Here is a 12,414-nt window from a genome sequence, read left to right as displayed (position 1 = left end):
GATCAAAATATATGTAAATTGTATCAGCTTGCTTTATGTTTTTTATATTTTGCGAAAATCCTAATTTGACAGTAATTATAAGTAAATAAAGTGTAATTTTAAATTTATTTTTCATAATCTTACTTATTGACAGGTTTTTGAAAAATTTCTTGCTTCATTTCTATAAAAATTCATAAAATCAAAATTTTCAATAACAGTATTATTAGCATCAGTTATTGTAGAATTATTTAAATCATTTATATCTTGGGCAGACAGTAAATCGGTTACAATTTCAGATAAAATGGTTTGAAATTCTGGAATCATATGTTGAGACATAAAAAATAAAAAAAGACTAGTATTAAAAACTAGTCTTTTAAAATTATTCTTCAAAACAATCAAAGCACGCCATATCAACCTGTTTTACTTTAATTTTCTTTCCTTTTATTTCGTCTTTGTCAATAACATAAATTGTTTTTTTGTAAAGTAGATTAAATGTGCTTTTAAAACCATTTCTTTCGAAAAAATCATAATCTAAAATAATATCCTTGTTTTTCTTTAAAAAGATTTTTTTTTCTATTCTTTCATCATTTTTTATTCCTTCTCTCATATTGTCAGTATTTTTATATGTATTACTTAAAAAAAATATCGCATTTCTTTTAATTATGTTAAAACTATATGTAATATAATTTTCATAGAAAATTGACTTTTGAGGATTTGCTTGATATTCTTTATGTGTATTAGTAATTGATTTATCAAAAAAAACATATACAGTATCTACTTCTTTTATTCTATCTAAAGATTGACAATACAAATTGCTTTTTAAAAGAAAAGTAATTAATAACATAAATGTTAATTTTATTTTAAAGACAGTTTTGTGATGAGTTTCTACCATGTCGATTATATTCTTGATGTTTTCTTAATTCAATGACGTTATTTTCTATATTATTTAAATAGGAATCGGTATGATGTAATCCTTCATAAGCAAGAGAAGTATAAAAATGTTGAAAATTAAAGTTCTCAATAAAATTACCATTAAAATCAGTTATTGGAGTATTGTTTAACACTAAGATATCACTTTGTGGTATTAAATCAGTAATAATTTCAGATAAAATGGTTTGAAATTCTGGAATCATATGTTGAGACATAAAATTATGCTGGTTAATTCCAAGTTGCAAAGGATCGTTAGTATTAAAAACTTGCTCTAATAATTCTTCTAATTCTAAATCAGAAAGGAAAGTTAATGAAGGGCCGTTAGCTGTATTTAAAAATTTTACATTTAAATAAGCATGTATCAATTCGTGAATGATACTTTTTGCAATGTATATGTTTGATGTAAGATCTGGGCCTGCCAATTGATCGCTATTATATATAATTTCTTGATAATTTCCTGTGCCTCCCGCTTGAATATTTAAATGTTCTGGATTACATCTTGCTCTAACAATATCTCCATCAGCATCAACTAAATTAGCTTGCATTTTAAACTTGATATTCAATTTTTGTTGGTCACCACCAAAAGTACCTTCAAATAAACGTTTAAACTCTGGTGAATTGGTTAATTTTTTGTAAATACAATCTAGTTTTTGCCCTTCAGGTGTAGTTTTATCAATTTCTGAAAAATCGATATAAGCTGGAGATTTTAAGGATTTTTCAATATCAAAGGTTAAGCCAGTTTCAACGCTACGATTAATCAACTCTTCAATAAATGCTAAAGCTTCATTAGACTGATAATTATCAAAAAGATAATCTATAACAGATTCATCATTTTGTGAGCTAGCTGTTTGTATAACATAATCCTTAATGTTAAAAATAGTTTGTGTATTTACATTAGATATATTATTATTTAGAAAATTATAATACGCCCAAAAGTTTAATTTTTCATGAGCCACATGTGATAAATTAGGGCTATAAGAGCTTAATTGAAAAGTATAAAAATTATTTAGTGCTGTTGTAGCATTTAATGTATTTCTATTGTTAACTGTATTGCCATGATTTCTAAAATAATCAACTAAATAGGCATACACCCAAGTGTTATTATTGGTAAGCGATTTTATATTCTGAGGTAAAGCATTAAAATAATCAGCTACTTGACCAGATAATACAAAGTCTGGATTATTTGGGTCATCATCACCTGTATAAATATTAGGTATAAAAATACCAGCACCATTATAAGTACCTCCATTGTTTGATCCATTATTGTCTCCTCCATTATTCGAATCTGGTGGATTGCCATTAAAACCACCATCATCTCCACCACCACTACCATCGCTACAATCTTCTGCGATAGTTATAAATACTTCTTTGGTTGCTCTAGAGCCATCAGCATTGAAACATCTTGGATTCTCACTTGGTGTAACCAATTCACCTTCACAGGCATCAACAGTTTCCCAATATCCAACAGTTATACAATCTGAACCGGTTCCTCTATTTTCAGAAGTATTGTTTGATAAATTAGTTGTTTCGATAGAGGTAGTTGCATTGGAAATAGATTGTTTATCTAAGAATAGTAAAGGAGTATTTAGATTAAATTTTACCAACAAGGTTCTTTGTTCACCATTAGGAAAATTTTCTATGACTAGATTTTGAAAATAGGTAAGGTTAATGTCTTGTTGTATTTTAAATGAAAAGGAACTGAAACCATCTTCTCTTTGCAAATGAATAATATTAGTAGTATCTACTAAAACACCTTGAATAATAGCATTTTTTTGTAAGAAATTGCTTTTTAATTCTAAGACTTTTAGCGAAGCTTTTTTATTAATTTTTGTTACTTCATTAAAAGTTATTGTTTTAAAATTAAAATTGTCTTTGTTAGTGGAATGTTCATTGGTATCAAAATCTTTTTCACAATTTGAGAAAAGTAAAATGATGACAGCAAATAAGAATAAATAAATTCTTTTCATGTAAATAAGATTAGTATAAATTTAGAATTAAAATAATTAAGATGCAAAAATTTAAAATTATATTTGTATTTGCTATTCGTTTTTAAATAAAACGCATCAAAAAACAAATAAGTATGGAAATAGGAATAAAAATAAAAAGATTAAGAGAACAACATAAATTATCACAACCCGAACTAGCCCACAAGCTAGGTATTGCCCAAACAACTTTAAGTAATATAGAAAGTGGACAAACCCAAAAGATAGATTTTGTGTTAATGGACAAAATTTGTAGAGAATTTGATGTCGATTTTAGTTATTTTACAGAAGGTAAGCAAATAAATAAAGTGAAAAAGAATGAAGGAAGTGTGGGAGTGATAGGTTATAATCAAGGAACCATTAATTTATTTCCTGAAGATTTAATAGAACAAATAAAAAGATTAGTAGAAGATTCTAAAAATAAAGAATTAAGAATTAAAGAGTTGGAAGCTTTGCTAAAGAAAAAATAATGGCACTAATTTTAAACATAGAAACAGCAACTAAGAATTGTTCGGTTTCAATAGCCAAAGAAGGCAAAACATTACTTTGTAAAGAAATAGCAACAGAAAATTTTTCGCACGCCGAAAAATTACATGTTTTTATAGAGGCAATTTTGGAAGAAGCAAATTGTAGTTTTAAAGACATTCAGGCTATTGCAGTAAGTCAAGGTCCTGGATCTTATACGGGTTTGCGAATAGGTGTTTCATCTGCTAAAGGACTGTGCTATGCTTTGGGTATTCCTTTGATTGCTGTCGATACATTGTTGCTGTTAGCCAGCCAATTAAAGATAGAGGAAGGTCTTGTTGTTCCTATGATAGATGCGAGAAGAATGGAAGTATATACTGCTATTTTTGATGCAAACTATATCAAAATAAGAGATACTAAAGCAGAGGTAATAGATGCAACAGCTTATCAGGAAATTGATGAAACCATCCATTTAATAGGTGATGGTGCTTCAAAATTAAAAGGATTGCTTACACATCCAAAATTTGTTTTTCATGAAGGTATTGAGTATCCTTCTGCAAAGGAGATGAGTAATTTGTCTTATGAAAAGTACAAAAAAAGCGACTTTGTAGATGTCGCTTACTTTGAACCTTATTATTTAAAGGATTTTGTTTTAAATAAATAAATTATTTCTTTTTAACTTCTACCTGATGAGGGTATGGGATTTCAATTCCTACTTTATCAAAAGCTACTTTACATTGCTCTAAAGTTTGACTGTGTACTGTTAAGAAATCTTCAGCTTTTGCCCATGGTCTAACGGCTAAATCGATAGAACTATCTGCCAAAGCCATAACGATTACAGATGGAGCAGGTTCTTTAAGTACTAATTCATTTTTATTTAAAACATCTAAAATGACCTCTTTAACTTGTTTTAAATCGGAGTTGTAATCTACACCTATGGTTAAATCTATTCTGCGAATGCCTTCTTGAGTGTAGTTTTTAATTACCCCATTGGATAAGGCACCATTTGGAATATAAACGGTTTGATTATTTGCCGTGACAAGTCGGGTATTAAAAATCTGAATTTCTTTTACTGTTCCTATTTCTCCTTGTGCTTCAATGACATCTTCTAATTTAAAAGGTTTAAATAAAATAATTAAAATACCACCTGCAAAATTAGATAATGAACCTTGAAGTGCTAAACCCACAGCTAAACCAGCTGCTCCAAGGATAGCAACAAAGGAAGATGTAGGTACTCCTAAATTTGAAACTACTGTAATAAAAACCAATACTCTTAATGTCCAAAAGATAAAATTACCTATAAAATTAGATAATGTAATATCTACATGTCTTCTCAATAGTATTTTTTTGATAGTCTTTGTTGTAATGCTAGTTATCCATAACCCTAAGATTAAAATGATAATAGCAGTAATCACTTTTGGAGAATATTCAATAATTGTTCTAAGGATTAATTCGGTATATTTTTCGATTTCTTCGCTAGTCATTTTGTATTTCTTTTAAAATAGATTCAATAGTAGATTGAGGTTTTTGGCAGGTTTTATTGCTGCAAAGATAGAACAAGTCATTAGTATTGTCAAATCGATTTTTTAAAAATGGAATTTCAGATGCTTTTGTAGTACCAGCTATTATGATATTTGGTAGATATATTTTACTTATAATTTGATTGTTTTCAATAGCATATTTTCCACAAATTGCCAATTCTTTTTGACTTTCTAATGTATTCATCCATAAGGATAACCAATTTGAAAAAGCAGAAGCATAATCTATTGTAGGCAATACAATTTTTAGCATGTTTTGGTACACTTTTTCATAATAACTATTTTCAAAATAGATACTTAAAGCATATAAATTATGCCCCATAACTGAGTTTGAAGCGGGAATGACATTGTCTTCCATTTCATAATGTGTTGCAATTAAAGCATCTGTATTTCTTGAAGTAAAAGTAAAAAACTGTTCGCTCTCATTATAGAAATATTCAAAACAATGATCGGTTAATTTTTTAGCTTCCAACAAATATTCGTTAGAAAAAGTAGCTTGATATAATTTAATGTAAGCTTGAATAGTAAAAGCATAATCGTCAAAAAAACCATCTATTTTACTTTCCTCATTTTTATAAGTATGCCAAAGTGATCCAGTTTCGGTCGTGAGGTGAGTTTCTATAAATTGAATGATTTTGATAGCGTTAATCAAGTATTCTTCATTTCCTAGAGCCATATAACTATCGATAAGTCCTTTTATTAATATGGCATTCCAAGAAGTAATACTTTTGTCATCTAAACGAGGTTTTTTTCTTTCTTTACGAATTTTATACAAATGATTTTCCCATTCTATTTTCTTTTCATTTATAAAAGTAACAGAAATAGATTCTTCATCCGCAATTTGTTGTAATGTTTTATTCTGAATAAAAACATACTTGTTTTCTTCTTCCCAGTAACCAAATGGGTTGATATTGAAAACCTTAGAAAAGAGGCTAAAATCTTCTTTTAAAATTTTTTGCAATTCTTCTATAGACCAGCTATAATAAGCACCTTCTTCTAAGTGATTTTTTTCATTAAGACTATCTGCATCTAAGGAAGCATAATATCCATTTTTAGGGTTTAAGAGTTCATTGTCACAAAAAGCAATTGTTTTTTCGATAACCTCTTTGTATATACTGTTTTTTGTGCGTTTATAAGCATCGGCATACACAGATAGGAGTTGGGCATTGTCATAAAGCATTTTTTCAAAATGAGGAATATGCCATTTAACATCGACCGAATATCTTGAAAATCCACCTTCAATGGTGTCAAATATTCCACCCCATGCCATTCTTGTTAAGGTGTTATCAATGTAGTTTAGTAAGGATGTGTTTTTGTTCTCATAACCGTAACGTTGTAAAAAATCCAAATTGGTTGGCATCATAAATTTGGGTGCACGCGAATATCCACCATATTCTAGGTCAAAACTTTTTTGCCATTTTTCAAGTAATGTTACCATATTTTGCAGAGTAAAAGAGCTTGAATCATTTGGTTTTTGAACTAGACCGAGCAATTCTATTCCTTGATGTAGTTTAGAGGCATATTCTTCCATTTTTTGTGGATTGGTTTCAAATAATTGTTGTAATTGCTGTAGTGCATTAATCCAATCGTCTTTCCTAAAATAAGTTCCTCCCCAAACAGGTCTTCCATCAGGTAAGCAAACAACATTTAAAGGCCAACCGCCTTGTCCACTCATAATTTGTATGGCTTTCATGTAAATAGCATCAACATCAGGTCTTTCTTCTCGATCCACTTTTATAGAGAGATAGGAAGTGTTCATTATTTGGGCTACAACTTCATCTTCAAAAGATTCATGTTCCATAACATGACACCAATGACAAGCGGCATAACCTATACTAATAACTAAAAGTTTTTTATTTTGTTTGGCAAATTGTAACGTTTCATTATTCCAAGCTTTCCAATAAATTGGATTGTTAGCATGTTGTAAAAGATAAGGGCTAGATTCTTTGTTTAATTCGTTCATATATTATAAAAAAAGCGTTCTTAAGAACGCTTAAAGATAAGGTAAAGAATGAAAATTAGTCTAATTCAAAAGTAACTTTGAGATTTACTCTAAAATCGGTTACTTGATTGTCTTTTACAGTAGCACTTTGATCTTGTACATAAACAGATCTAATGTTCTTTAAGGTTTTTGAAGCTTTTTCTACAGCTTTTTTAGTAGCATCTTCCCAACTCTTTTCTGAACTTGATAATACCTCTATAACTTTTAATACTGCCATAATTGTTTGTTTTTATTGTTAATAAATGTATTTAAAGGTAGTTAAATAATTCAAAGATTACAAATTTTATATTTTCAAAAAGTGAAATTAATAACATTAACTTAACATTGAAAAGAAATAGTTATGGGACTTTTGCAGTATAATAAATTTAAGATTAAATGGAACAAATTTATCTCGTAATGCTTGTGGCATTAGCTCTTTTAGCTTCTATAGATTTAATGGTAGGTGTGGCTAATGATGCTGTTAATTTTTTAAATTCTGGTATAGGTTCAAAAGCGGTATCATTTAAAACTTTAATGATTGTAGCAAGTATTGGAATAGCTTTAGGAGCATTGTTTTCTAGTGGTATGATGGAAATTGCGCGTAGTGGAATTTTTGTGCCATCAATGTTTACTTTTAATGATGTCATGATTATCTTTTTAGCAGTAATGATTACAGATGTTTTATTACTGGATATCTTTAACTCGCTTGGGTTACCTACATCAACTACGGTTTCAGTTGTATTTTCATTATTAGGAGGAGCGGTATGTTTAGGTGTGTATAAAATGATTACCAATGATAATAATACGAATTCTATTTTAGACTTTATTAATCAAGCAAAAGCCACAGAAATTGTGTCTAGTATATTGTTATCGGTAGTTTTGTCTTTTTCAATAGGAGCATTTGTGCAATATATTTCAAGGATTATTTTTTCTTTTCATTATGAAAGTAGGATAAAATATTTTGGAGCCATTTTTGGAGGAATCGGAATTTCTGCTATAACTTACTTTATTTTGTTTAAAGGATTAAAAAGTTCATCCTTTATGACGGCCGACTTAAAAGCCATGATGAATGCTAATCAATTAATAATATTAGGAGTTAGTTTTTTATTTTGGACCATTTTGTCTCAGGTTTTGATTACTTTAAAAATAAATATTTTTAGAGTAGTAATTATTACAGGAACCTTTGCATTAGCCCTTGCATTTGCAGGTAATGATTTGGTAAATTTTATTGGTGTGCCTATAGCAGCATTACAGTCTTATGATATTTATATTGCGAATGGTAGTAATGCTACTATGTTAATGGGCGCATTAGCCTCTTCAGAATTACAAGCTAATTTTTGGCTGTTATTGATTGGAGGAGGAATTATGGTTTATACACTTTGGACATCAAAAAAAGCAAAAGAAGTAATTGAAACAGGTGTCTCTTTATCAAGGCAAAGTGAAGGTACAGAGCGTTTTGATGCTAACAACTTATCAAGAGTAATTGTTAGAGGAGTAATGTATATAGGGCAAATTTTAAATTATTTTTTACCTAAGTCATTAGAAGTTAAAATTGATAAGCAATTTGAAAAACCAAAGCCAGTTTCTAAAAAGAAGAGTGAGGAACCTGCTTTTGATATGGTAAGAGCTTCTGTAAATTTAGTAGTAGCTAGTATTTTAATTGCTGTGGGTACTTCTCTAAAACTTCCATTATCAACTACTTATGTAACTTTTATGGTGGCAATGGGAACGTCTTTTGCTGATAGAGCTTGGGATAGAGAAAGTGCAGTTTATAGAGTTGCTGGAGTAATTAATGTAATTGGTGGCTGGTTTGTAACAGCTTTTGTTGCTTTTTTAATGGCTGGAACTATTACCGTTTTATTAAATTTTGGGAAAGTATTTGCGTTTTTTGCATTAATGATTACGGTAGGAATACTTCTTTACAGAAGCGCTAGGAAGCATATGAAAAAAACAAAAGAAAGAGAAGAAGAAGTTAAATTAAAAAAAGAAGATATTTTTTCAATTAAGGAAATAATATCTGAAAGTTCTTCGCAAGTTGGAAAAGTTATTCGTAAAACCAATTCTCTTTATACAGATGTAATTAATAATTTAGGACTCCAAGATTTAGCTAAACTAAAAGAAAACAAAAAGAAGTTAAAAAAACTTGAAAAAGACATCGATGATTTAAAAAGTAATGTTTATTATGTTATTAAAAATTTAGATGAAACCTCATTAGAAGCTAGTAAGTTTTATGTATTAATATTAGGATACTTACAAGATATGGTTCAGTCTATTGGATATATCACAATTAATAGTCATTCTCATATTAATAACAATCATAAACAATTAAAATTCAATCAAATAAGAGATTTAAAAACGGTTGATAACAAATTACAACATTTGTTTAATAGGTTGGATACAGCATTTCAAAAAGAAGATTTTTCACAAATTGACAATATATTGAAAGAGAAAAGTCATCTTTTAGAATCAATATCTGAATTAATTCAAAAACAAATTATACGAATTAGAACTACAGAAAATAGTCCTAAAAATAGTAAATTGTATTTTGGATTGCTTTTAGAAACTAATGATTTAGTTAAAGCAACTATGAATCTTTTAGAATTGTTCAAAGAATTTAATAAACAGATTGATACAAAAAGTAAAGAATCAATAGTGAAAACTTTTTAATTTTTTATTGTAGGTACGTGAAGTAATAAAAAAGGAGGTTTTAAAACCTCCTTTTTTATTAAATTATTTAGGCATTTATCGCTTCAACAATAATTTCATTGTCGTTTAGCATCTGCTTTAACATGTTTTCTATGCCGTTTTTTAAAGTAAAGGTTGATGAAGGGCAACCACTACAAGCTCCTTGTAAAACTACTTTTACTTTTTTTGAATTAGAATCAAAAGATTCAAACATAATATTTCCTCCATCGCTTTGAACGGCAGGTTTAACATATTCTTCTAGAATATTTACAATTTGTTGTGATGTTACGTCTAAATTTTCAAAATAAGCTTCTTGCTGTTTTGAATGTGTGTCTGTTTTAACTATTTGTGTTTCATCTACAACAATATTTCCATTTTCAATATATTCTTTAATGAAAGATCTTAATTCCATAGTAATTTCAGCCCAATCAGCAATTTCATACTTAGTAATTGAAATGTAATTTTCGTCAATAAATACTTCTTTTATAAACGGAAATTGGAATAATTCTTTAGCTAATGGAGAGGGAAGAGACTCATCTATATTTTTACATTCAACCAAGGTTTTTGTCAATAATTTATTACATACAAATTTTTGTACTGATGGATTGGGTGTGGTTTCAGCATAAATTGTAATTGGTAATTTTTTATTACTTGCATCTAATATAATTATTTCACCTCCATTTGAAATGAAGTCTTCAATTTGTTGAGCAACCTCCTCTTGTACGTCTTCCCATTCTACAATAGAAAATTTTTCAATAGCTATAAAATTGCCTGAAATATATACCGTTTTTACAAATGGTAAATAGAATAATTGTTTTGCTAAAGGCGAATTTTTAGTTTCATCAATGTTTTTAAACTCAAAATTTTGTCCTTTAACTATAGATTCTTCTAATTCAAATTTTACAATAGAAGGATTATTGGTGTTTTTTATCGATATTTTTGACATTATAACGTAGTTTTTGCAAAGATACGAACAAATTACATTCTATTATTTATATTTGTTTTAAACAACCAATTTATTAACAAATCCACAACAATAAATTACCAAATGAAACAATACTACTTTTTTATCTTATTTTTTTTGTTGTCGGTATCCGGTTATAATCAGTCGATTACGGTAAATACCACAACCTATACAGTACCACAATTAGTACAAGATGTTTTAATTGATTCTCCTTGTGCTTTAGTTTCTAATTTTACATCATCCAATACCTGTGGAATTGGTTATTTCCAATATACAGGTTCTAATTTCGATTTTCCTGCTGGGATGATTCTACGTAATGGTACCGTTATATCAACCGCAGGTCAATATACAGGTACGGATATGTCAACTACTTGTTCTAATGTAACAGATGCAGATTTACAATATTATAGTGATTTAAGTGGCCAAACAAGTAGTATTAATGATGCTACTTATGTTCAGTTTGATTTTACTCCATTAACGGATAGCTTTAGTTTTAATTTTGTATTTGCATCTAATGAATACGGTACTTACCAATGTGATTTCGCTGATGTTTTTGCGTTTATTTTAACAGACTTAAACACAGGAATAGTTACCAATTTAGCGGTTATTCCCAATACTACAACTCCAGTTTCTGTAGTAAATATTCGAGATATGGCTAATAATGCAACTTGCTCATCTGTGAACGAATTGTTGTTTGATACCTACAATGTTTCTTTACCAGCAACTTCAACCATTATGAATATGAGAGGTTATACGGTTCCTATGACGGCTTCAGCTACCGTTATTCCTAATAATAATTATAGAATAAAGCTAGCAATAGGTGACTATCAAGACTCAGCATTTGATTCTGCTGTTTTTATTGAAGCAGGAAGTTTTAATGTGGGTACAGCCAATTTAACGTACCCTGTAGGTGTAGGGTATGAAACAGCAGATATGACTGTTGCAAATGGCTTTGCACTTTGTCCAGGTGATACAAAACTTTTAGACTCTGGTTTAGATCCAACAGATTATAATTTTATTTGGACTCAAGATACAGGATCAGGACCTGTTGTCCTTCCTGGCGAAACTAGTGAGACGTTATTGGTTTCTCAACCAGGAACCTACTGTGTGGAAGCTAGTAATGTGTCTGGCGGTAGTTGTATTCAAAATGATTGTATTATAGTAGAATACTTATCTGGAATAGTTGTAAATAATCCAGCTACCGATTTATTAAGTTGTGATCAAAATTTTAATTTAGATGATAATATTCCTGCTGTTTTAGGTTCATTAAATCCTTTTGATTATGATGTACTTTATTTCTTAACTCCACAAGATGCAATTGATAATATAAATCAAATATCTTCTTCTTTTGTTGACACATCTCCTCCTACAACTATTTATGTTCGTGTAGAAGATTTTCTGCTATCTTGTCCTGCATTTTCTGAGTTCAATTTAGTAACAGTTCCATCGTTATGTGGTATTCCAATAGGGCAACCCTCCGATTTATATGCATGTGATGATGTGAGTAATGACGGAGTAGAGATTTTTGATTTAACAGTTCAAGATGCAGTTGTTTTAGGCTCATTTAGTGCTTCTGATTACACGGTAAGTTATCACACGACCCAAGCTGGAGCGAATGATATATCAGGGACATTAGATTTGGCTACACCAGCAACTGCTTATGCAAATACGAGTAATCCACAAGTTATTTATGTTCGATTAGAGGATAATACCGATGCTACGGTTTATAATACCACAACATTTAATTTAGTTGTCAATGCAGTTCCCGTAGCCGACGCACCTTCAGATGTTACAATTTGTACAGAATATATTTTACCTGCATTAACTGTAGGGAATTATTATACAGGGCCAGGCGGAACGGGTACGATGTTACCGGCTGCTAGTTCAATT

The 12,414-nt window shown here is 29.5% G+C and carries 11 protein-coding genes; 4 read left to right on the top strand and 7 right to left on the bottom strand.

Going from position 1 to position 12,414, the window contains the following annotated elements; genetic code table 11:
• Positions 1 to 123: 123 nt before the first annotated feature.
• The 3 genes from HALO113_RS16655 to HALO113_RS16645 are packed head-to-tail and all read right to left on the bottom strand — an operon-like array spanning position 124 to position 2,876.
• Positions 124 to 303 (bottom strand): hypothetical protein, encoded by a 180-nt coding sequence (locus tag HALO113_RS16655; protein WP_159780268.1) that lies wholly within the window; start codon positions 301 to 303, stop codon positions 124 to 126.
• A gap of 55 nt (positions 304 to 358) precedes the next feature.
• A complete protein-coding gene (locus HALO113_RS16650) occupies positions 359 to 823 on the bottom strand; it encodes a hypothetical protein (protein WP_159780267.1) in 465 nt (154 codons plus the stop codon).
• A 16-nt stretch (positions 824 to 839) separates the two neighbouring features.
• Positions 840 to 2,876, bottom strand: a complete 2,037-nt coding sequence (locus tag HALO113_RS16645) for a hypothetical protein (RefSeq protein WP_159780266.1) — start codon at positions 2,874 to 2,876, stop codon at positions 840 to 842.
• 113 nt (positions 2,877 to 2,989) lie between these two features.
• Between HALO113_RS16645 and HALO113_RS16640 the strand changes: the two genes are divergently transcribed.
• Both HALO113_RS16640 and tsaB read left to right on the top strand, forming a co-directional pair.
• On the top strand, positions 2,990 to 3,361 hold the full coding sequence (locus HALO113_RS16640) for a helix-turn-helix domain-containing protein (protein WP_159780265.1): 372 nt from the start codon (positions 2,990 to 2,992) through the stop codon (positions 3,359 to 3,361).
• Positions 3,361 to 4,020, top strand: a complete 660-nt coding sequence (gene tsaB, locus HALO113_RS16635; RefSeq protein ID WP_159780264.1) for a tRNA (adenosine(37)-N6)-threonylcarbamoyltransferase complex dimerization subunit type 1 TsaB — start codon at positions 3,361 to 3,363, stop codon at positions 4,018 to 4,020. Before HALO113_RS16640 ends, tsaB begins: the two co-directional genes overlap by 1 nt.
• A gap of 1 nt (position 4,021) precedes the next feature.
• Here tsaB and HALO113_RS16630 read toward each other — a convergent pair whose 3' ends face one another.
• From HALO113_RS16630 to HALO113_RS16620, 3 genes are read right to left on the bottom strand one after another with little or no spacing between them, the layout of a single operon-like run.
• Positions 4,022 to 4,840, bottom strand: a complete 819-nt coding sequence (locus HALO113_RS16630; RefSeq protein WP_159780263.1) for a mechanosensitive ion channel family protein — start codon at positions 4,838 to 4,840, stop codon at positions 4,022 to 4,024.
• Positions 4,833 to 6,857, bottom strand: coding sequence for a thioredoxin domain-containing protein (locus HALO113_RS16625; protein WP_159780262.1), 2,025 nt, complete (start codon positions 6,855 to 6,857; stop codon positions 4,833 to 4,835). Before HALO113_RS16625 ends, HALO113_RS16630 begins: the two co-directional genes overlap by 8 nt.
• 55 nt (positions 6,858 to 6,912) lie before the next feature.
• Positions 6,913 to 7,113 (bottom strand): dodecin family protein, encoded by a 201-nt coding sequence (locus HALO113_RS16620; protein WP_159780261.1) that lies wholly within the window; start codon positions 7,111 to 7,113, stop codon positions 6,913 to 6,915.
• Positions 7,114 to 7,271: 158 nt separating this feature from the next.
• On the opposite strand from HALO113_RS16620, the gene HALO113_RS16615 reads away from it, so the two are divergent.
• Positions 7,272 to 9,542 (top strand): inorganic phosphate transporter, encoded by a 2,271-nt coding sequence (locus HALO113_RS16615; protein WP_159780260.1) that lies wholly within the window; start codon positions 7,272 to 7,274, stop codon positions 9,540 to 9,542.
• 67 nt (positions 9,543 to 9,609) lie between these two features.
• Here HALO113_RS16615 and HALO113_RS16610 read toward each other — a convergent pair whose 3' ends face one another.
• On the bottom strand, positions 9,610 to 10,506 hold the full coding sequence (locus HALO113_RS16610; protein WP_159780259.1) for a NifU family protein: 897 nt from the start codon (positions 10,504 to 10,506) through the stop codon (positions 9,610 to 9,612).
• 102 nt (positions 10,507 to 10,608) lie between these two features.
• Here HALO113_RS16610 and HALO113_RS16605 point away from each other — a divergent pair.
• On the top strand, positions 10,609 to 12,414 hold a 1,806-nt coding region (locus HALO113_RS16605; protein WP_201297695.1), incomplete at its 3' end, for a choice-of-anchor L domain-containing protein.

Origin of the sequence: Flavobacterium sp. 9AF (assembly GCF_902506265.1) — a bacterium.
In the GTDB taxonomy this organism is placed as follows: domain Bacteria; phylum Bacteroidota; class Bacteroidia; order Flavobacteriales; family Flavobacteriaceae; genus Flavobacterium.
The sequence above is the reverse complement of the archived record's forward strand: the minus strand, read 5'-3'. Positions and strand labels throughout refer to the sequence as shown.